We start from the raw sequence: 20,532 nt of genomic DNA, 5'->3' as shown, positions 1-20,532 counted from the left end.
TAAAGGAGTACAAGCTTAAGAACAGCCTCGGCGTGGCGCTTTTTGCCACACAGAGGGTGAGGCGCTGGAGCTGGACGTGGCTGTTTCAGCCAATAATTATACACAGACAGTTAAATTTATCATTTCCTGTACAACAAGAAAAAAGCAGGAGAATTAGCGCTACCGCTCCCATCCTCCTGCTGTTAGTTCTTATTTATTTCTCGTTTTGCCCTAAAACACGATTGACGCGCTTACGCAGCATTTTCATACCGCCACCGCCGGCTTGAAAATGCCGAAGGTTTCCTTCTGCATCGAATACATAGTATGCAGGGACGTATTGATTTTCAAATGCATCTGTCAAGGCATGTTTGTTATCAACAAATATTGGTTGGGAAATGCCGTGTTCTTCAGCCACTTCTTTTATCTGTTCCAGATCTAAATCTTTTTCGGAGCGTGGCATGTGAACAGCTACGACATTTAAATCATCCTTGTATTCATCGCGAAACTCATTTACATTCGGCATAGCTTCTTTACATAGACCACAGCTTACAGACCAAAAATGGATTAAAGTCGGCTTTCCTCCAACCAAGTCTTCTTTCGTTACTTCTCCGTTAAGCCATTCGGTAGCGCCTTCCAATTCAGGCATTGGTGTTCTTAGTTTCATTCCCTTTTCCTCCTTCTTCAACCAAAGCGATTATGTCGTGAAAAAGGTCTAACACAATGTGTTAGACCCGTTTAAGTCTTCACGGAACCGAATTACAATGTTTCTTGACCTGGTTTCCAGTTCGCCGGGCAAAGACCGCCAGTTTGCAATGCCTGCAGAACACGTAGTGTTTCATCGACGTCACGGCCGATGTTATTGTGGTTAACTACTTGATACTGAAGCTCCCCTTCTGGGCTGATAATGAATAAACCGCGAAGCGCTACCCCTTCTTCTTCAATCAGTACTCCGTATTCACGGGCAACCTGATGATTGGTATCGGCAGCTAACGCGTACTCCAGGTCACCAAGACCGTTATCCTCTCTTGGGGTATTGATCCAAGCTAAATGCGTATGGATAGTATCAGTGGAAACACCGATAACTTCTGCATCCAAATCTTCAAATTCGTCGAAACGGTCAGAAACCGCAGTGATTTCTGTCGGGCAAACGAAAGTAAAATCCATTGGATAGAAGAAAAGCACCGTCCACTTATCGTTTTTCATGTTTTCTTCCAAAGATACTTTTCCAAATTCCTTATTAGATAGTACGGCATCCATCTCAAACCTAGGAGCCTGTTTTCCTACCATGCGTTCTGCCATATGTAATCCCTCCACATTGCTTCTCTATTTTTCAACGAACGCTGTTGATTTACAAAAAACATTATAAAGGAGGAACGTTGTTCAGTCAAAAATTAATTCATTTCGTTCCCAATGACAAAAATTCTGTAAAAAGCCCGAAGATATATAAGAATAAGGAAGAAAATTGGCTTGTTCAGTTGCAAACAGTCTTTTTTTCTTTTAACTTAACAATACATAGGAAGGAGACGTAGTATGGACATTTTTCAAGAAGGGTTGTATTTGGATTTCGGAGCACTCCTTGGTTATGGATTGCAAATCATCCTGTTGATCATCGGTTTTATGATTGCCGCACCGCTCGGGAAAAAAATCATTGCTAAAACACTCTCCCGAGCCGGACGAAGGGAAAAGGTTTCAGAAGGAAGAATAAAAACCCTCGAAAAACTGCTGATCAATGTTTACTCGTATGTGCTCATTTTTCTGTTCATCGTTATTCTATTTGGTATATTCAACATCCCGATCGGCCCGCTCCTTGCAGGTGCAGGCGTCCTTGGACTTGCAATCGGATTCGGAGCGCAAGGCCTTGTCAGCGATGTCGTCACCGGTTTTTTTCTGTTGCTGGAAAAACAGGTGGAAGTGGATGAGTATGTAACCTTAGGCGGTTTCGATGGAATCGTCGAAGAAATCGGATTAAGGACAACCAAAATACGCAGCTTCGACGGAACATTGAACTTCGTTCCGAACAGGGAAATTTCCAGCGTCAGCAACCATTCCCGCGGCACCATGCGCGCCCTAGTCGATATTGGGATCAGTTATGAAGACAGCATTGACGAAGCGATGGCCGTACTCCAACGGATTTGTGATGATTTCCGAGAGAATGATGCTCGTTTTGCAGAAGGACCGGACGTTTTAGGCGTGCAAAGCATCGGCTCTTCTGATATCGTTCTTCGGGTTCTCGGACAAACCGAAAACATGATGCAATGGGAAGTGGAACGAGATTTAAGGAAACGAATCAAAGAAGAATTTGATGCAGCTGGCATTGATATTCCATATCCCCACCAGGTTAATGTAAATAAACAACCTAAATGAGGAAATGATAAGAGGCTGGCTTCTTTCTAAACAGAAGCCAGCCTCTTCCCCCTTACAACCTTATCGATTCCGTTATTGAAAACGACTGTCAACCTGATGGCAAACCTCGTCGGCAGTCATCCCATTTGCATTGATAACAGGGGCCTGTGTACTCGCCGTCGCCATTCCCATCACGTTTTTATCCTGCCCTGAGATGACACAGCAATCACAATTTTGTACATCTGATTCCTGTCTCAAATCCACCAATTCATAGCCCCGTTCCTGTAATGCTCCTTTTACGTCTGAAAGTGTTCCTTCTATACCTATACGCGGCATCCAAATACCTCCTCTGTACAAATGGATTAAATAATCCCTATTAGACTTCCCTAATACGAAAAGCATATACAGAACCGGGACCAGTCGGCTTAAAAAGCAGCGTCTGCAGCTGGACCTTGATAAATGGTTGTTTTCTTCACGATTGGTATGGCCTTCCTTTTGCCAGAAAAGAACGTAGGAGGTCACTACATCATGACAATCTCCGATATACTTTCTTTATCGCATTTTACAAATTCCTTATCGTCTTCTCCACAATATGGACACCGGTCGAAAGAGCATCCTCCGAAGGACTTAATTTGCTACTGTGCAATCCATAGGGGGAATCAACGCCGAGCCAAAACATAAAACCGGGTATGTCTTTCAACATATACCCAAAATCCTCGCCTGTCATAGCAGCTTTCGCTTCTTTCCACGTTAGCTGTTCCTGAGATACAATTTGTTTAAATCGCTCGATGTATTCCGTTGTATTGTAAACTTGATAATAATTAGCTCCATAATCAAGGTTTATTTTGCAATCAAAACTTATTTCATGCCCTTTAGCAATTTGTTCAATGTGCTGTTTCACAAGGTCGATTGCTTTGGGATCAAGAGTCCGAATCGTACCTTCCAGTCGGGCCTTTTCTGCAATAACATTTTGTACGGAACCCCCAGCGATTTTTCCAATGGTTACCACAGCACTTTGCAATGGATCAATCCGCCTGGCTACAATTTGCTGCAACTGGGTGACGAAGCTGCTGGCGGCAGCCACCATATCATGAGTCAAATGGGGGTAAGCAGCATGCCCTCCTTTGCCCTTGAAGTCGATAAACAATTCACTCGTATTGGCAAACAATAAACCATCCCTGGTAGAAACCGTTCCTGCAGGAAGCTCAGGAGCTACATGAAGGGCAAACACGACATCCGGTCTCCATTCGCCCAACAATGCTGTCTGCAGCATTGGCAAAGCACCGCCAGGTCCCTCCTCCGCCGGCTGGAAAATAAACAGGACATCATCTTCCATCGGTTGTTCTGCCAAACGCTGCAGTGCTCCCAAAGCAATAGTCATATGAAAGTCATGTCCACAAGCGTGCATGTTCCCTTCATGCTTAGAAGCGAATGAATAGTCCGTTTCTTCTGTAACTGGTAATCCATCAATATCTGTTCGGTAGCCAATTAACCGGGCAGGGTTATATCCAGATACTTTTACCAGCAATCCGGTTCTCCATTGTTTAATGGTAAGATGCTTTTGCGGTATACGGGCAATTACCTCCTGCAAGTATCGCTGAGTCTTATATTCCTGGAAACCTAATTCCGGAATTTGATGCAAATCTCTTCTTATATTCACTAAATCTTGGTGATTCACTCGTCAATCCTCCCTTAAGTCACTTCTGCCTGCCTTGAAGGCACTATGCAGGCTTGCAGCATTGTATTGCGTCGTTTAGCGTGAATTGCAAAAAGCAGGAGAAACATCTCCTGCTTTTTGCTAACGGAAAGTGACTTGATTATCACTGATCCAATTTTCTCAGTTCTGCTTTTATTTCGGTTTTAGACTTCGTCTGGTCGTCTATCTCCTTCAGCACCCTTGCAGGAGTACCAGCAACAAGGGTGTTGGCCGGTACATCTTTTGTTACAATTGCTCCAGCCGCAACAACTGCACCTTCTCCAACTGTGACTCCTTCAAGAATGACGGCATTTGCTCCGACGACAACGCCGTCTTCAATAACAACGGGTTTGGCCGAAGGCGGCTCGATTACACCGGCAAGTACAGCGCCGGCACCTATATGACAATTTTTACCGACGGTAGCTCTTCCTCCCAGTGTGACGTTCATATCGATCATTGTGCCTTCACCGACAACCGATCCGATATTTATCATAGCTCCCATCATAATGACACAGCCATCTCCGATTTCAACCTGGTCTCGTATAACCGCACCAGGTTCAATCCGGGCATTGACTTCTTTTAAATCCAGTAATGGGATAGCCGAGTTTCTGCGATCATTTTCGACCGCATAATCTTCAATTTGATCTTTGTATGTATCCAGTACGGCTGCTATGTCTTTCCATTCACCAAAGAGAACGCCTGTCTTTTCATCGACAAAATCCTGAATCAGGTCGCCAAAATCGATTGTATTCAATTGAGTGCCTTTTAAATATACTTTGACAGGTGTTGATTTTTTACTATTGGAAATAAAAGAGATTATTTCATTCGCATCCATCATTTTCATTTACTGTTCCCTCCATTTATCATACTCTGTATTACACTTTATCAAAATTTCAAACAAGGGTACAAGAATTTTACCCTGTTTTAAAATGTTTCCTGTTCACTTTTGCCGTTTTATCAGGATAGTATGGAGTAATCTTTGCATACAAAAGGGCTCTTGGCTGACCAAGAACCCACTCTGACATGAACTTTAATTCTTCCCGGTAACCATCTCTGTGACCGGCGAATATTTGCTTGCGTGAAGATTTTTGTTCAACTGCTTTAAAATTGCCCTTCTAGTCACAATCCCGTCGAAATAACCTTGTGAATCAGCGACACAAATGAAAGGATGATTAATCATCTCTTTTAATGCTTTCAAAAAGTCATCTTTTTTCGAAAGACACGGTATATCGGTGTTCATCACTTCTCGAACTGTCGTAACCGATAGTTTTTCCATTTCAAAGCGTTCAAGTCCGAGGATATCATTTAAAATAATTGTTTTGCCGATTGTTCCCTGCAATTTGAACGAGGCATCTAGCACGGGCACTGCGGAATAACCCGATTTCACCAGAACCAACAATGCGTGCTCCAATGGATTTCCCATTTGAACATGTGCTACTTTCTCTGCAGGAATCATTAAATCTTCGACTACCATTTCTGTCATTTCTTTGCTTTGCGTACTGCTCATTTGCTGACACTCCTTTTTAGCAGTTGAAGGAGTTCTCACGCATCCTATCCAAATGTCATTTTACCATATCCAGGTTATGAAAACCATTCCATAACTCAGATTGGAAACAGGAAATAACGACTGGATTCGACAACTACCATCTTAAACATTCCACATCCATTGCCCTCTTCAAACCTCCATTCTTTATAATCTCAGTCAATCCGTGTATAATAAGCATATAAAAATGAGGTGGGGATGTAATCCCCCTCCGGAAGGACGGTCAATTTGGCTAACACTCATACTTTTTCTAAAAACGAGGAAATTGCAAACGCAATTACCCATGCTGTCGGTGCTATTTTCAGCATTGCCGCTCTTGTAACCTTAATCGTTTATGCAACTCAACACGGAACAGTTTGGCATGTAGTCAGCTTCACTCTCTTTGGCACTACGATGGTTCTACTATATATTTCTTCGACTTTTGTTCATGCTTTGCCAAAAGGTCGGGGAAAAGATGTCTTTGAAATACTGGATCATGCTTCGATTTACTTTTTTATCGCCGGTTCCTATACTCCTTTTTTATTTGTGGCAGTAAAAGGCTGGTTAGGCTGGACCTTATTTGGAATTGTGTGGGGAATTGCAATCGCCGGCACGATTTTTAAATGTTTTTTTGTCAAACGATTTTTGTTCGTCTCTACGATTGGTTATATTGTTGTCGGCTGGCAAATTGTTTTCGCTTGGAAAACCCTTGTAGAGAACATGCAGTTTAACGGACTTCTCTTACTTGTGATTGGCGGTATTCTGTATACGATCGGGTCGATTTTTTATGTGTGGAGAGGATTTAAATTCCACCATGCAATCTGGCATTTATTTGTTTTAGCTGGAACAGCTCTCCATTTTTTCTCGGTTATTCTTTATTTAATTTAACAATAGAACGAGGCAGCAGTATATGACTGTTGCCTTGTTCTATTTGTTTATCCTGGTTCAAAAAGGGTGTTTATTCAACCACTGCCCCCCATCCATGGTTACTACTTCTCCATTGATATAGCCAGCATGCTTTGAACAGAGGAAATACGCGAACTCCGCTATTTCTTCTGGTTTCCCCAGCCGATGAAGCGGCACGGACTCCAGCGTTCTTTGCGCTGCGCTCTCTGACTCGAACAATTTCTCGGCTCCTCCTGTCCGCTCAATAGGGCCGGGAGCGATTGCATTCACTCTGATTCCATATTTACTTCCCCATTCGACTGCTAGTGTTCGAGTCATAGAAAGGACCCCTGCCTTTGCGGCTGCTGAATGGATCACACCTGCTCCTGCGTTCCAGGCATAGGTGGCCACCATGTTGACAATATTTCCTTTCTGATTCTTGCCGATCCAGTAATTACCGATTTCTCGGCTGCAATAAAAGCTTCCATTAAGGACAATATCCACCACGGCATTCCAACCGTTAACGGACAATTTTTCGGCTGGACAGACGAAGTTTCCGGCAGCATTATTAATTAAATGATCTACCCCTCCAAATATGTTGAGCGTTTTATCCAGCAAAGCTGTTATCTCGTCAGGCTCTCTGACATCCATCACTGTATAGGCTGGTTTTCCATCGCCTGCATTTTCTAGTTCTCTAACTGTTTTAGCCAATGTTTGTTCCGTTCTCCCTGTAATCATTACGTTTGCTCCGCCTTCGACAAAACGTTTGGCCATTTGCTTCCCCATCCCGCTGGATCCTCCTGTGATGATGACTGTCTCATTTTCCATTCGTATCCCCCCTCCCCTAACATTTCCATATAACTGCTGGAAACCCTTCCATTCCCGGCATTTTTTTATGGTCACGCAAAATTTTCATTCCGTGCTATAATGCTACTAGATTAATCTAGCAGAAGAAGGGTTTGGACATAGATGAACCGCAGATCATTCCTGAAAAAATTAGGAGCTTCTGTCCTTGCACTATTTGGTGTAGGAGGAGGAACCTATTATTATGCCAGGGAAATAGAACCTGGCATGCTGAAAATTCATAAAGAAACACTTACTTCTACAAAAATCCCGAAATCGTTCGATGGTTTAAAAATACTGCAATTTTCAGACACACATGTCGGCTTTCAATATTCCTTAGAGCAATTAGACCAGCTATCAACGGAAATCAATAGCCATAACCCGGACATCGTCCTATTCACAGGAGATTTAGTGGATGAACCGAATCAATTTATGTGGGATCGCAGGATTTCAGATATTTTGAAAAACATTCGCGGTCCTGAAGGGAAGTTCTGGATTTATGGTAATCACGACCATGGAGGATATGGTACAGAAACTGTCAAAGAAGCCATGGAAGCCGGCGGTTTCAAGCTTTTACAAAATAATCACACCACCCTTAAAAAAGGAAATGATTTCATTACCTTGGCAGGAATTGACGATGTGATGCTCGGTCAGCCTGACTTGGATAAGGCAATGGAAGGGACCGATCCAAATGCTTACACGATGGTCATGATACATGAACCAGACTATGCGGACAAAGCGAAGCAGTATCCGATAGATGTTCAATTTTCCGGACACAGCCATGGGGGACAAGTGCAAATTCCATTGGTCGGCCATATCTACACGCCTGCCTATGCAGAGAAATATGTAGAAGGTAACTACCTGATTGGAGATCACTTGCAGCTGTTTGTCAGCAGAGGAATAGGAACGACCCGGCTGCCCTATCGTTTTTTATGCGCTCCTGAAATCACTCTATTCCAATTAAATTCAGAACAGTAGCGCGTTGCTAATGGAGATACGTCACAGAACGGACATAGTATTTTTTAACCAGCCATGCTAAAATAATGGACAAACAGAAAAGGATTCACGGAGGTTCTTGCATGAGTATAAAAAGGATGGCACTGGTCGCAGGGTTAGTTTCTCTGCTTTTCTTAGCAGCCTGCGGGCCAAAATATGAAGGAGACTTTTCTTATAAAGTCGAACCTTTTTCCTATAAAAACCAAGATGGCGAAACAGTTTCCAAAGAAGAATTGGACGGTAAGTTTTGGGTGGCCGATATGATATTCACTAATTGTGAAACAGTATGCCCACCAATGACAGCTAACATGGCTCGTCTCCAGGAAAAATTGAAGCAGGAAAACCTGGATGTACGTCTTATTTCTTTCAGTATTGATCCGGAACATGATTCTCCTGAAGATTTGAAACAGTATAGCAAAGAACGCGGGGGCGAGTTTGACAATTGGGACTTACTTACGGGATATGAATTCTCCGAAATAAAAGAGTTTTCCATTAATTCATTTAAAGCATTAGTCGAAGAATTGGATGATTCCGATCAATACTTACATGCCACAAGCTTCTATTTAGTTTCTCCAGAAGGAAATGCCATTAAAGCTTACGACGGTACGAAAGCTGCTCAAATGGACAAAATAGTAGAAGATATTAAAAAGATGAGCAACTAAAGGATAACCTTCCATCGAGGCCGGGATTTTTATTCCTGGCCCGGGATATGTGATTCCCATTTACCTCTAGCTCGTTGGAAAAGGAGGACAGGTACATGAGTAATAAAACAAACAATCTGAATGATATTGCAAAAGCACTTTTCATTGTGAATCGACATGCAAAGACCGCCCCAAATCCCCGACCATTATACGACATGAAAAAGCAGGCCATTAACAAATTGCTTCAGGAAAACCATGCTGAAAAAATCGGTTTGCATTTCTCTGACCGACCAAAACTAAGCCGCCAACACTCCACCTTACTTGTTAAAGTGAGCGACTTTTACTTCCATATTCCGCCTGCCAAACAAGATTTCCAAGAAGTGAAGCATTTGGGTGCGACCGACAAAAATTTCAGAAATCCTAAACCGCAAATGAGTCTGACACAGGCGAAAAAAATACTATCCGGTTATTTGGGATGGTCCTTTCCCGAAAAAAAGGAAGCCGACCGTAAACAACCTTCTTCTTATTATACCCCCTCTTCTCTCGGCCAGTGGGAAAGAAAACCGCGAAGAAAACAAAAAAAATACTAATTCGAATACTTGACTCAATCTGAGTCTGGGACAAAAGCATCGTGACCAAAATGAAAACCGAACGATTCCTCCATTCGTTCGGTTTTTTTGATAAGCAAAAAGAAACCGTTCTACCCCTCTCTTATGAAAAGTGTAACTTTCCACCCCGGCAAGGTACTTCGCTTTCCGCGGGCACGGCTTCAGCTAACTTGGCAAAGCATACCGCTTTGCCAAGTGGATCTTCAGCTCGTGCATCCCGCTGGAGTCAGCATACCTTGCCTCCGTTGGATGGAGATACTTTCTCTTCTGGTGTGATTTCCGTTTTGCCTATTGCCGTTACGGATAGAAAGCGAAGCTGCGTGGAAACCAGGAGTACTTCTTTATCCTTTTTATGCTATTGTCCTATTCCAAAGAATAAAGGAACCCACATGCTGATTTTTCGTCTTTGTCACTGTTTAGATATCTATCATCCAATAGAAGAATACGGTTCATCTTGTCTTTATCGTGTGGAAATCAGAGCACATAAACGTAGCGAAGGCAAGATACGGAGACTCCAACGGGAACAGCACGAGCTGAAAATCCCGCAAGAAAGCGGTTGGTGCTTTCGGAGGAAGTTGAAGCCGTGCCCGTGAAACGCGTAGTATCTTGCCGTAGCGATTCCGAAGCACACATCAAATAACAGGATAAAAAAGAGAATATACAAATACAAACCGAACGAATTTGATTGGCATTTAGATTCGTTCGGTTTGTATTTTAGTGGCCTTGCTTTTGTCCCGGCCTCTTTATTATTAAATCCCGGCTTCCCCCATGATAGGTGGACAAGGTATTTTTAAACAGGTAAGAATCAGCCTGCAACTGTTTCTGATGATCGTTTATCCTGACCCTTTATTTTAACTGATGGTGATATCGTGGTTTAGTTCGGTCAATAATCGGAAATGGTTTTATAAAGGAGGTTATTGTATGCTCGAATTACAGGATTTTCTATATGAACTAAATAAATATATGGATCAGTCTTCCATTCTTAAAGATGCATATAATAGACTGTCTGACACTGAAAAGCAGCTGGTATTATCACAATCTCCGACCCAGACTCCACCTGATGAATTAGCAGAAAACGCGACGAAATGGCTATCCGCCATGCAGAAAGAAATGGGTGTTACGGGAGATGAATAAGTTGATTTTTATTCATTCCGTATAAACACATAAACGATTAATCCCAAGATTGGAAAGAATAAAGTACCAAATAATACGATCAAAGCAAAAACACTGGTTCTTCCCTTACTAACAGCATCTTTGTAGGCCCAAATACTAGTGAAAATATTCAAGAACAACAAACCTGCTGCAAACAAAAATATAAACAACATAGCTCCCATGTTTTCCCCTCCTGTAATTACTATACGTTTTACAAAGGGAAATAGATTCATAAAGCAAAAAATCCCTTCACTCGAAATCAATCGAAGAAGGGATTTTTGCTTTACTTTATTCTTTTACGATCCGATGTTTTTTTTCATATTTTTAGCCATTGTTTTAATGACTTTCAATGAGCATAAACACCCTCCAAACAAAACAAAGCCAAGCACAAGATACGAAAGTTGATCTCCCTGACCTTTTTCCTCATTGCCATCTGAGTATACAATAAGTAATAATGAGGAGAACAGCATCACTCCGCCAATCAGGTAGGTTATTAGATCTTCCCAATTCAACAGAACCATAAACCTTACCAGCGGCCTGATTAGCCAAAAACAGATCAAAATACTGACGAAACCCAACAAAATATACAAATAATTATCTGAAATACCTAATGTATGCAATTGGTTTCTATTCACAATGGAAGTTAAATCGAAAACCGGTCCATCATTCCAAGTGTTCATAGGCTCACCTCTTCAGTCCCTTTTAATTCAGCCTAACCACCTGTTCCAGACTTTATACTTCTCAGGACATGACAGGCTCCTCCACAGGACTGGTAAAGCGAACAACTGCTTCTTCTTGCTGCTTTGCCTCCTGGTACCCTTGCTGATAAAGAGCATCCAGTTTTGACCTATTTCGTTCGATTCTACCTACTTCCAATGGTTGTTTCGGTCGAATAACATAAACTTGATTGTTTCTTTCCATTTTCTCCAGGCGCTTTACCATCTCATTGTATCGTTTATGCCGATTTTGCATGGCAGAGACAAGCGCAGGATGTGCTTTTAAAGAACGTTTCAATAACCATGCGAGTCTCATGGGTTTCTTCATATAGCCCTGGTTTCGGGTAAGTATCACTACATGCTTACGATTCCCCGCATCAATCGATGGCTGCAAGGGAATGGGATCAACGATGCCCCCATCCATTAAGTTTCTGCCATCCACCGAAATGCTTGGTGCGACAAAGGGTAGAGAGCTGGAAGCACGAATGATGGTGAGTAATTCTTGATTCGAATGAAATGTATCATAATACACTGGTTCTCCTGTATCGATATCAGTGGTGCTCACTACAAAACGAATATTACTGTTAAAAAAAGATGCAAAATCAAAGGGAACAAGCTGATTCGGCAGAACATCAAAAATAAAATCCATCCCGAACAGCTCTTTCCTCATAACAGCTCTTTTCAGTGAGATGTACTCTGGATGGCTTCCATATTCAACCAACACTTTATAGTTTCGTCCACGTTGGCCAGCAACATAAGAAGTGGCATTACAAGCACCAGCTGAAGCTCCTGTCACAAAAGGGAATGTAATCCCGCTGTCATGGAAAGCATCGAGCACTCCTGCTGTATAGGCACCTCTCATGCCGCCTCCTTCCAATACCAAACCGACATCCTGCATCATATAGACACATCCTTTGATAGAATTCTAAATTGGAAATTCTAGGTTCAAAATAGGAATATTATATCGAATATATGGCTATCAAGCAAATAAAAACGAATGAGGTGGAGGCAAACCTAAAAACCGATAGGAAGTACGAAAAAAACCAGTTTGTACTTTTAGTAGATTGTACAGTGGAAGAACAAACGAAGGCTAACTTTCTCTTTAAAGGTAAGAAGAGGGTGAAAGAAAGTTTCTCTAAGGTGTTTACCAACTATTAAAAAAAGAAAAACCGAACGTGTTCGAATGGTTGAAATTCGAATCGGCGTTCGGTTATTGCTTGGCCACTAAGCTTTTGTCACAGCCATCGCCAGTTGCCTTGATCCTTCCGGTTTTAGAATGTCCTGTAGTATGGTATCATCAGTTTACCAGTCAGGTTATTTGGTTCTTAGTATTTGTTTTGCATCGAGTTTCTTTTCCATTTTAGCCATTTCTTGAGGATTTTTGAGCAACTCCTCTTTATTTCTCTTTACCAGTTCAGTGAAAGTGGAAGGACGATTTCGCAAAACGATCACCCCTTATATACTTGATTGATCCTCTATCTCATTATACTAGAATTACACCCTATATTTATCTTAATTGTGTGAACAATTAGAGAACTTTTCAGGAGGTCGGAATGTGGAACATCTTCTTAATGATCAAGTAAAAGCATTGCAAATATCAGGAATCAGAAAGTTTTTCAACATGGTAAGTGGGAAACAGGACATCGTCTCACTGACAATCGGGCAGCCTGATTTTCCTACACCCGAGCATGTTAAAGATGCTGGTAAACAAGCGATCGATCAGAATCAGACAACATACACGCATAATGCCGGTTTGCTCCCTTTACGTCAAGCAATCACTGACTTCGCAAAGGATAAATACCATTTAACCTACGACCCGTTCAATGAAGTCATCGTTACAGTAGGGGCTTCTCAAGCAATCGATATTACCTTGAGGACAATTATCCAAACCGGGGATGAAGTAATCCTCCCCTCCCCGGTCTACCCAGGATATGAACCCTTAATCCGCCTGGCAGGTGGAACGCCCGTCCATGTAGATACTCGGACAAACTATTTTAAATTGACGAAGGATTTGATCGAGCCACATATCACAAGTAAAACAAAGTGCATCATTCTCCCATATCCCTCCAATCCGACGGGAATGACACTTAACAGGCAAGAACTTCAGGAGATAGCCGATCTGATGGCTGATAAGGACATATTTATTCTGGCAGATGAAATTTACAGTGAACTGGTATACGAGCATACACATGTATCACTTGGCACATTCCCTCAAATCAGGGAGAAAACCATCGTCATCAACGGCGTGTCAAAATCTCATTCTATGACCGGGTGGCGCATTGGCTACTTGCTGTGTCCCGGATGGCTATGTCAGCATATACTGAAAGTTCATCAATACAATGTTTCCTGCGCAACTTCCATCAGTCAGCATGCAGCGTTAGCTGCATTGAAAGACGGCGGACAGGACCCTGTAGAAATGAGACGCCAATATCTGAAAAGGCGAGATTATGTCTATGAACGGCTTTTGAAGATGGGATTGAACGTCATGAAGCCTGACGGAGCATTCTATTTCTTCTTCGGTATCGAACTAAATGGGATATCTTCGTTTGATTTAGCACGAAGATTAGTTGAGGAAGCAAAATTGGCCCTTGTTCCAGGGGATGCTTTTTCAGAAGGGGGTCAGGGGTTTCTGCGTCTTTCTTATGCCTATGATTTGAACACATTGGAGGAAGGACTTAACAGGCTTGAGGAGTTTCTGGCGCGACACAAGTAATAAAAACCGGGAATAACCAGACCTGGCCTTCCCTTTCGTGTGATAGAAACCCGAGCAACAGGTAAACGTATAGTACTATAAGTACTATTTCGTCTCTCTTAGACGCCGGTGGACACATTACGCTTTCCTTGGGCAAAGTCCACCAAAAACGCGAGGAAGCTTCTTACGGTGTCTCCGGCCGCGTGCTATCCCACAGGTCATGGAAGTTTCGGCAGTGAACCATTACCCTGAAGAAACTCCATTTACATGTTCGAGAAGGCTGAAGCACTACCCTCGGAAAGCAAATATACTGTAGAACGCCGATTGAACAACTCTCTCTTGTAAATAGACTGACAGACGTATCCAACAATGAAGGAGCGTTTTGCCTAAAGAGAGAGTTTTCTCTTTTCTCCGTTACTCCTTACTTTCCACAGCTGATAACAAAAAAACGACCACCATTTCCCCACCTTGTACGTAAGCATCTAACCTGCACCCGGTGTAACAGTGTATTTGCGGAAGCGACTTCGCTCTTTGTCCTGCTGTAGTTACTAGAAATCTTACAAACTTCCTTTGCCTCCCACCGTACGTAAAAGAAGAGTCGTCGACTGGCAAAACTAGAGTCCTGGTTGCTATCAAAGCCTTGTCAAAGTCATCATAGTTTTCCTACGCTCATCCTGTTTCCTTTATCTCCTCCGGCGAAATCCACTTTTTGTATTACAGGAAAAGACGCTCTCATTTTTCTATAATCTATTTTTGTTGTTTTTACTTTTTTCGTAGGTATTTAATAGGTGATCCAATTCCTGGCTTAGTGAAATCGATTCATTGCTTGTGAAGCCTTTACGGAGGGCTACTTTGGTCATTTTGTTGCGTAAGTATTCAATTTTTTCCAAAAGCGACTGAGAATTTTCCATCTTTGGCCTGGTTACCCTCCTAACAGCTTACTGATTTCCTTTCCTCAATTTGCTTTTCTGGATGTAATTAGCTTCTTGTTCTCTGATTTCTCATTTAATCGCTTGTCGAACTCGTGTATACTGATTAAGCAATCCATCGAGTTCTTGACTGATTTTCAAGGTAATGATACTAGACAGCCCATTTTTGTTTGCCGCCTGAATCATTTGTCTTCGTTTTTCAGCGATCGATTCTTGCAAATAATAGATTTCTCTTCCTGCTATATTCCCCTTCAACTTTCCCAAGACCTTTCATTTTTCTTTTTTTAACCTTCATGATTATGTCAGAGGAACTAGGATAAGTAAAGGGAATCGCAAAATTAGACAAAATTTTATAACAATTTGTAATAAAATAAAAAGAAAGGCAGATATTTCGACAACATTACCTTCGATACAATCATCGTGGAGAAGAGATTTTAGGTACTATTACTTACCCCGGGAGGATTAAGATGTACTATAAACGAAACGAGGCATATCGGTTTACTTTTGCCACTCCTATAGACGGGAAGATAAAAATCCTGAATGAAGACGAAAAAACTATCTACCATACTTCCGTTCTCGATGTCAGCTTGAATGGAATCAGGGTTAAACAAGAAGCGGCCTATTCACTAAATACAGGGGATATGGTACAAGTTACTTACCAATTAATGAAAGCAGATTGTCAGGCTGTTGGAACCGTCGTATGGGGAAAACGCCATTACAATTATCATATTTTCGGTATAAAATTGAATGCTGAAGAAGAGTACCAAAGGCATATTACAGGTTTACTGAAACAGATGGTCAAATCTGCTGGGGAAAATGATTGACATGTAAAACCTCCCGTTCATAAACGCGGGAGGTTTTCTCCGTTATTGCTTCATTTAACTGTTATCAAATATGCAGTAACCGATATTCAAAACAAGAATTCCTACTGAAACAACTGCTAAAGCGGCATTTATCATTCCCTACACCTCCATTTCCATTGTAATCAATAGATCCTTTTCCAGCAACATTTCCATATAAATTTACGGATTTCCCTTTCTTTCAGTTTTAGATTCTCCACCTTTGACAAAAAAGTTTATTAACAAATAATGGGTACGGATGGTGGCAGGATTGTGGTAAACTATTCTTTGAGACTCTAGACATAAAACTAGTTTCACAGAAAAGAAAGCGGGTGTGATAATGCTTTATTGCCCATATTGTGGAAGCAAAACGAATGATGACGAACTGTTTTGTATTCAGTGCGGAAAAAAATTACCGGAGGATCGCTATGACCGAATTGCAGAACCGACGGTCAGTAAGCGGATTTGGTATTTACCGGCTGCCTCCTTCATTATCAGTATATTAGCTGTTGGTTTTAGTTACTTTTATTTACAACACCAGACTCAGCAGGCAAAGGAAGCATTTCAGGCCGCTGAAGAAAAAGCCCTGGATGGTGCTTATGATGAGGCGCTCATCCAGTTTAAAACAGCTCTTCAACAAAAAGACAACTTTCCTGCTGCCCGCGAAAATAAATCATTTATGGAGGTTGCCCTCCGATCAAAATTAGACTTAAAACAAGCAGAGGATTACGCAGGTGATGAAAACTATCAAAAATCCCTGGAAAAAATAGATGAAGCGGAAAACAATCTAAAAGTCTATGATGGAGAAGCAGTCGATGTCATTATAGACGAAGTAGTTACAAAACGAAGTGAAGTGCAGTTGAATCAATTAAAAGAAGCAATGGAAAACGATCCCTCGATAGAAAAGTTAAAAACGCTACTATGGCAAGCAAAGGCGATCAACAGTGAAGAAGCGGAAACCATCACCGGAACCATAGAGGAGAAAATCATTTCTTATATTTTCTCAACGGCTAATGAACAGCTATCCCAAAAACAATTTACCGATGCACGTGATGTTGTGGAAGAGGGGCTGAATTATGTTCCGGATTCAGATAAATTGCAAAGTTTGCAAACAACTATTGAAAAAGAAAAAACGGCTTTTGAAACAGAACAGCAAAACAGAATAGAGCAAGCAGTTACTGCTGCAGAAAAAGAACAGAATCAAAACAAAAATGATGCAGTGGAAATGATTGATGTATCTATTTCCAAAGATGATCAGGGGAAAGCCGTAGTCAGTGGTAAACTGAAAAGTATTGCCACTGTTCCGGTTTACTCGATATCTGTTGATTATAAAATACTCGACCCTGAGGATGATGAATTGCTGACAAATGAGGTGTATGTATATCCTGATACCCTTTATCCAGGAGAAGAAGGCAAGTTTGAGTTCACTCACTTTGATACCAACGCACAGGATACATCCAAGGTTGAAATTGAAAAAATAAAATGGTTTCTCGACTAACGACTTACAGAAAGACGGAGTGAGATAATGAAAAACAAACAATTTATATTCCCGGTTCTCTTAACCGTTTTGTTTCTATCTGTTGGTGCAGCATCTGTATTCCTTATATACCAAAACTGGGATGATCAGTCACTGGAACTGAAAAATACGCTGGCTCACCAAGTTGAAGAGCAGCAGGACAAAGTGAATTTAAAATCAATTATTCATCAGTCACAGAAAAACGTTGTACAGGTAGAGGCGTTGGATAAATGGAATGAAACAATTGGCTCAGGATTTTTATATAATGACAAAGGAGATATCATAACCAATGCCCATGTTGTGGAGAATGCAGAAACGATTTATGTCAAAACAGCAAATGCCCAAACCTATACAGCCGCATTGGTTGGTAAAGGGGAAAAATTGGATATTGCTGTCATTCGTGTCCCCCAACTCGCAAATCAGTCTCCAGCGGTTTTGGACACTAGCTTTGAGGCCGAGCTGGGAGATGAAATTCTTGCTGTCGGTAGTCCGTTAGGCTTTCAAAATTCCGTAACGTTAGGCATTATTTCCGGGCAGAATCGATCCTTTGAAATAGATGAATTCGAATATGAGGATGCCTACCAAATCTCTGCACAAATCAATCACGGGAACAGCGGAGGCCCCCTTATAAACCGCGCTTCCGGAAAAGTTATTGCGGTTAATTCTGCCGGAATAGATGATGGAAGTATGGGCTTCAGTATTCCGATGCAGCAGGTGATCGATAAAGCAGAACAATGGTCTGAACAAGCAGATGAAGAGACCTTGGATTACGAAAGCGCTATAGCCAATGCACAAGAATCAGATCCAGATAAGTTAAAAGAAGACGCAAAATACATGATCAATTACTTTTTTGAAAGTATCTCCATCCGTGACTTTATCAATGCTTACACCCTCCTAGGGAGTGACTGGCAAACGGAAACGAGCTACCAGCAATTTCGAGAGGATTATATCTATATCGTTGATACCAAAACATCGGAAATGGATATCCAATTCGACAAAGAAAACAACCTTGCAAAAGTAACAATGGAGGTTGAGCATGAAGAGCGCAGCAGCCCCGAAAAGGTTTTTAAAAGGGTTTACCTTTATCGATTTGAAGTAGGATATGAAAATGATCAAGTCCGACTGCTGAAAGGAAAGCGGGAGCTGATTAATGAAAAAGAGAAGAACAAGGAATGATAAAAAGGGAATCCACTTGCAATGGCAAGACCAATAAAATAGTTATGTCTAGCTGATAAGGGTTGTTTCCATAGCGATAAAAAGTGTATAGAACAGTCCACTTGGGAGGCTTTTGTACGTTAGAGGATAAAAGAATAGACATATGCCTGTTAGATAGGGATATGTTCATTCCTTTGAGGAGGTACACCCCCCTCTCTCAGCCGAATACCCTGCCCAATCTTACTTAACTTTCATTCTCATAGGCATACGTCCATACAAACCCTCCGCTCTTTCCATATAGTAAATTGTAAACATTCAGGAGGTGAGTATGTATGTCCTTTGGTTATCCTTATGGTGGAGGTTACTGCGGCGGAGGCAACGTCGGCGGTTATTATGGCGGCGGTTACGGTAACTCCTTCGCTTTGATCGTGGTTCTCTTCATTTTACTCATCATCGTTGGTGCTGCTTTCTACTGCTAATAGAACCTCATTCAACCATCAACTTAAAACAAACCCCCAAACACGGGGGTTTGTTGATTTTTATTCACTTTATTGAGCTTGCAAAAATAATTCGCTTGCTTCCTGGAGCGGAAGTGGTTTATAAAAATAATACCCCTGCACCTCATCACAATTTTCTTTCTCTAAAAAAACAAGCTGTTCCTCGGTTTCCACCCCTTCCGCTATTACTTTCATTTCCATAGAATGTGACATTGTGATAATTGATTTTACAATCGCCTGATTGTGCTGTACTTCTTGTTTCATGAACAGTTTATCGATTTTTAACTTACTGATCGGAAATATACTTAAATATTTTAAGGAGGAATAGCCTGTGCCAAAGTCGTCGATGGAAACGTGAACACCGAGCTCCCTTAGCTGCCTTAGACTGTTCAGCACCTCATTGTTTTGGGAGATTGTCGCACTCTCTGTGATTTCCAGCTCCAAATACTCAGCAGAAAGTCCTGTTTCCTCGAGTATTTCTTTTACCTTTTCTGCCAACTCCGGTTGATGTAACTGCCTTGCTGATAAATTAACGCCTATAAGTCCGCGGTAAGTTCCCGTACTATGCCATTTTTTATTCTGTCTGCAGGCTTCCCGTAAGACCCATTCACCCAATTCAAGCATCATCCCATTTTTTTCTGCCAATGGAATAAAATGGTCTGGTGGTATATAGCCTTTATCCGGATGCTTCCATCTTAGTAAAGCCTCGCATCCAACGATATTTCCTGATTTTATATCTTTCTGTGGTTGATAATGAAGTTCGAATTGGTTTCCTTTTAAAGCTTTTCTCAAAGAAAATTCCAAGTTGAATGTGTTTTTCCATGTCGTAAGGATATCCGGACTGAAAAAGTGAAAATTACTTCCGGGTTTCTCTCTTACTAACGTCGATGCCATTTCTGCTCCTTTGACCAACTCATTCGGAGATTTTCTTTGGTCAGAATCCAGGCAAATACCCAAACTAACAGTAAGGAATATATCCGTTCCATTCATCGCAAACGGTTCCGAAAATGCTTCAATAATGTCGCAGGCCGCTCGTTCAGCCGACTCCATATCATGGAGGCCATCAACGAGGAGTAACAGGCCATCCCCTCCTTCTGCCACCCCGATTTCTGAATAAAAGATCCGTATCCGGTCTGCACACTGCCTGAGAAAAGCCGTTCCATCCTTCACATTATATGTATGGAAAATCTGCCTTAAAGAATCCAAACCAATAAATAGAACAGTTAGTGACCGTTTAGTAGTTTTACATTCTTCCAATCCCTTGGCAACCTTGTGCAAAAATCGGTTTTTGGAGGAAAATTGTTGATGTGTACTTAATTTCTCTGCATTGGTTGGTTTGTTTGCCATATTCACAGGCCTCCTCAAGTCCATGATTCATTCTTGGTTACTTCCTGTCTCCTCAAAAGAAATGTTTAACTGTGTACCGCAAGTAACGAGAACGCTTTTGGACCGACAATTCTATGGAAGACAGCCATTCAACGAAAATAAATTTAAAAAAATTCCGAAAAATGACCCGATATATC

General features: G+C 41.6%; 24 protein-coding genes and 1 pseudogene. 11 read left to right on the top strand and 14 right to left on the bottom strand.

Features of this window, described 5'->3' with window-relative positions; translation table 11 throughout:
- Nucleotides 1–193: 193 nt before the first annotated feature.
- A complete protein-coding gene (locus ERJ70_RS08160; protein WP_209368494.1) occupies nt 194–643 on the bottom strand; it encodes a TlpA family protein disulfide reductase in 450 nt (149 codons plus the stop codon).
- A 92-nt stretch (nt 644–735) separates the two neighbouring features.
- On the bottom strand, nt 736–1,278 hold the full coding sequence (locus ERJ70_RS08155; RefSeq protein ID WP_209368492.1) for a peroxiredoxin: 543 nt from the start codon (nt 1,276–1,278) through the stop codon (nt 736–738).
- Nucleotides 1,279–1,509: 231 nt separating this feature from the next.
- On the opposite strand from ERJ70_RS08155, the gene ERJ70_RS08150 reads away from it, so the two are divergent.
- Nucleotides 1,510–2,343 carry a mechanosensitive ion channel family protein gene (locus ERJ70_RS08150; RefSeq protein ID WP_209368490.1) on the top strand — a complete coding sequence of 278 codons (834 nt, stop codon included), beginning with the start codon at nt 1,510–1,512 and terminating at the stop codon, nt 2,341–2,343.
- A 72-nt stretch (nt 2,344–2,415) separates the two neighbouring features.
- Here the strand turns inward: ERJ70_RS08150 and ERJ70_RS08145 are convergent, their stop codons facing one another.
- The 4 genes from ERJ70_RS08145 to cbpB all read right to left on the bottom strand — a co-directional run bounded on the left by ERJ70_RS08145 (nt 2,416) and on the right by cbpB (nt 5,525).
- Nucleotides 2,416–2,658, bottom strand: a complete 243-nt coding sequence (locus ERJ70_RS08145) for a YkuS family protein (protein WP_074597521.1) — start codon at nt 2,656–2,658, stop codon at nt 2,416–2,418.
- Nucleotides 2,659–2,884: 226 nt separating this feature from the next.
- A complete protein-coding gene (locus ERJ70_RS08140; protein ID WP_209368488.1) occupies nt 2,885–4,000 on the bottom strand; it encodes an N-acetyldiaminopimelate deacetylase in 1,116 nt (371 codons plus the stop codon).
- Between the two features lie 142 nt (nt 4,001–4,142).
- Complete coding sequence (dapD, locus tag ERJ70_RS08135) at nt 4,143–4,862, bottom strand: 2,3,4,5-tetrahydropyridine-2,6-dicarboxylate N-acetyltransferase (protein WP_209368486.1); 720 nt, start codon at nt 4,860–4,862, stop codon at nt 4,143–4,145.
- Nucleotides 4,863–5,048: 186 nt separating this feature from the next.
- Nucleotides 5,049–5,525 (bottom strand): cyclic-di-AMP-binding protein CbpB, encoded by a 477-nt coding sequence (cbpB, locus tag ERJ70_RS08130; protein ID WP_209368481.1) that lies wholly within the window; start codon nt 5,523–5,525, stop codon nt 5,049–5,051.
- Nucleotides 5,526–5,789: 264 nt separating this feature from the next.
- Between cbpB and trhA the strand changes: the two genes are divergently transcribed.
- Nucleotides 5,790–6,428, top strand: coding sequence for a PAQR family membrane homeostasis protein TrhA (gene trhA / locus ERJ70_RS08125; RefSeq protein WP_209368480.1), 639 nt, complete (start codon nt 5,790–5,792; stop codon nt 6,426–6,428).
- Between the two features lie 57 nt (nt 6,429–6,485).
- Here trhA and fadH read toward each other — a convergent pair whose 3' ends face one another.
- The gene (fadH, locus tag ERJ70_RS08120) at nt 6,486–7,253 is read right to left on the bottom strand and encodes a 2,4-dienoyl-CoA reductase (protein ID WP_209368479.1); all 768 of its coding nucleotides are present in this window, start codon (nt 7,251–7,253) and stop codon (nt 6,486–6,488) included.
- A gap of 141 nt (nt 7,254–7,394) precedes the next feature.
- On the opposite strand from fadH, the gene ERJ70_RS08115 reads away from it, so the two are divergent.
- The 4 genes from ERJ70_RS08115 (at nt 7,395) to ERJ70_RS08100 (ending at nt 10,647) form a co-directional block, all read left to right on the top strand.
- Complete coding sequence (locus ERJ70_RS08115) at nt 7,395–8,246, top strand: metallophosphoesterase (RefSeq protein ID WP_209368478.1); 852 nt, start codon at nt 7,395–7,397, stop codon at nt 8,244–8,246.
- Nucleotides 8,247–8,347: 101 nt separating this feature from the next.
- On the top strand, nt 8,348–8,926 hold the full coding sequence (locus tag ERJ70_RS08110; protein WP_209368477.1) for an SCO family protein: 579 nt from the start codon (nt 8,348–8,350) through the stop codon (nt 8,924–8,926).
- 95 nt (nt 8,927–9,021) lie between these two features.
- Nucleotides 9,022–9,495: a YkyB family protein gene (locus ERJ70_RS08105; protein WP_209368476.1), complete on the top strand. Its 474-nt coding sequence runs from the start codon at nt 9,022–9,024 to the stop codon at nt 9,493–9,495.
- 939 nt (nt 9,496–10,434) lie between these two features.
- A complete protein-coding gene (locus ERJ70_RS08100) occupies nt 10,435–10,647 on the top strand; it encodes a hypothetical protein (protein ID WP_209368475.1) in 213 nt (70 codons plus the stop codon).
- Between the two features lie 8 nt (nt 10,648–10,655).
- On the opposite strand, the gene ERJ70_RS08095 is transcribed toward ERJ70_RS08100, so the two are convergent.
- The 4 genes from ERJ70_RS08095 to ERJ70_RS08080 form a co-directional block, all read right to left on the bottom strand.
- Nucleotides 10,656–10,847 (bottom strand): hypothetical protein, encoded by a 192-nt coding sequence (locus ERJ70_RS08095; protein ID WP_209368474.1) that lies wholly within the window; start codon nt 10,845–10,847, stop codon nt 10,656–10,658.
- Between the two features lie 114 nt (nt 10,848–10,961).
- Nucleotides 10,962–11,345 (bottom strand): hypothetical protein, encoded by a 384-nt coding sequence (locus ERJ70_RS08090; RefSeq protein WP_209368473.1) that lies wholly within the window; start codon nt 11,343–11,345, stop codon nt 10,962–10,964.
- Nucleotides 11,346–11,406: 61 nt separating this feature from the next.
- Nucleotides 11,407–12,282 carry a patatin-like phospholipase family protein gene (locus ERJ70_RS08085; protein WP_309507401.1) on the bottom strand — a complete coding sequence of 292 codons (876 nt, stop codon included), beginning with the start codon at nt 12,280–12,282 and terminating at the stop codon, nt 11,407–11,409.
- Between the two features lie 413 nt (nt 12,283–12,695).
- Nucleotides 12,696–12,833: an FbpB family small basic protein gene (locus tag ERJ70_RS08080; protein WP_245208151.1), complete on the bottom strand. Its 138-nt coding sequence runs from the start codon at nt 12,831–12,833 to the stop codon at nt 12,696–12,698.
- A 103-nt stretch (nt 12,834–12,936) separates the two neighbouring features.
- Between ERJ70_RS08080 and ERJ70_RS08075 the strand changes: the two genes are divergently transcribed.
- Nucleotides 12,937–14,094, top strand: coding sequence for an aminotransferase A (locus ERJ70_RS08075; RefSeq protein WP_209368469.1), 1,158 nt, complete (start codon nt 12,937–12,939; stop codon nt 14,092–14,094).
- 719 nt (nt 14,095–14,813) lie between these two features.
- On the opposite strand, the gene ERJ70_RS08070 is transcribed toward ERJ70_RS08075, so the two are convergent.
- Both ERJ70_RS08070 and ERJ70_RS20015 read right to left on the bottom strand, forming a co-directional pair.
- A complete protein-coding gene (locus tag ERJ70_RS08070; protein WP_209368468.1) occupies nt 14,814–14,984 on the bottom strand; it encodes an aspartyl-phosphate phosphatase Spo0E family protein in 171 nt (56 codons plus the stop codon).
- A gap of 90 nt (nt 14,985–15,074) precedes the next feature.
- Entirely contained in the window at nt 15,075–15,266 is a 192-nt protein-coding gene (locus tag ERJ70_RS20015; protein ID WP_245208150.1) for an aspartyl-phosphate phosphatase Spo0E family protein, read from the bottom strand.
- A gap of 203 nt (nt 15,267–15,469) precedes the next feature.
- Here ERJ70_RS20015 and ERJ70_RS08060 point away from each other — a divergent pair, with 203 nt between their 5' ends.
- The 4 genes and pseudogenes from ERJ70_RS08060 to ERJ70_RS20225 form a co-directional block, all read left to right on the top strand.
- Nucleotides 15,470–15,826 (top strand): PilZ domain-containing protein, encoded by a 357-nt coding sequence (locus ERJ70_RS08060; RefSeq protein WP_209368466.1) that lies wholly within the window; start codon nt 15,470–15,472, stop codon nt 15,824–15,826.
- A gap of 355 nt (nt 15,827–16,181) precedes the next feature.
- A complete protein-coding gene (locus tag ERJ70_RS08055) occupies nt 16,182–17,339 on the top strand; it encodes a tetratricopeptide repeat protein (RefSeq protein WP_209368464.1) in 1,158 nt (385 codons plus the stop codon).
- Between the two features lie 27 nt (nt 17,340–17,366).
- On the top strand, nt 17,367–18,533 hold the full coding sequence (locus ERJ70_RS08050) for a S1C family serine protease (RefSeq protein WP_209368463.1): 1,167 nt from the start codon (nt 17,367–17,369) through the stop codon (nt 18,531–18,533).
- A 377-nt stretch (nt 18,534–18,910) separates the two neighbouring features.
- Nucleotides 18,911–18,991: pseudogene (locus ERJ70_RS20225) on the top strand (YjcZ family sporulation protein); the annotation flags it as partial.
- Between the two features lie 69 nt (nt 18,992–19,060).
- On the opposite strand, the gene ERJ70_RS08040 reads toward ERJ70_RS20225, so the two are convergent.
- Nucleotides 19,061–20,356 (bottom strand): putative bifunctional diguanylate cyclase/phosphodiesterase, encoded by a 1,296-nt coding sequence (locus ERJ70_RS08040; RefSeq protein ID WP_209368462.1) that lies wholly within the window; start codon nt 20,354–20,356, stop codon nt 19,061–19,063.
- Nucleotides 20,357–20,532: the final 176 nt, after the last annotated feature.

Source organism: Sediminibacillus dalangtanensis, from assembly GCF_017792025.1.
GTDB lineage: Bacteria > Bacillota > Bacilli > Bacillales > Amphibacillaceae > Sediminibacillus > Sediminibacillus dalangtanensis.
The sequence above is the reverse complement of the archived record's forward strand: the minus strand, read 5'-3'. Positions and strand labels throughout refer to the sequence as shown.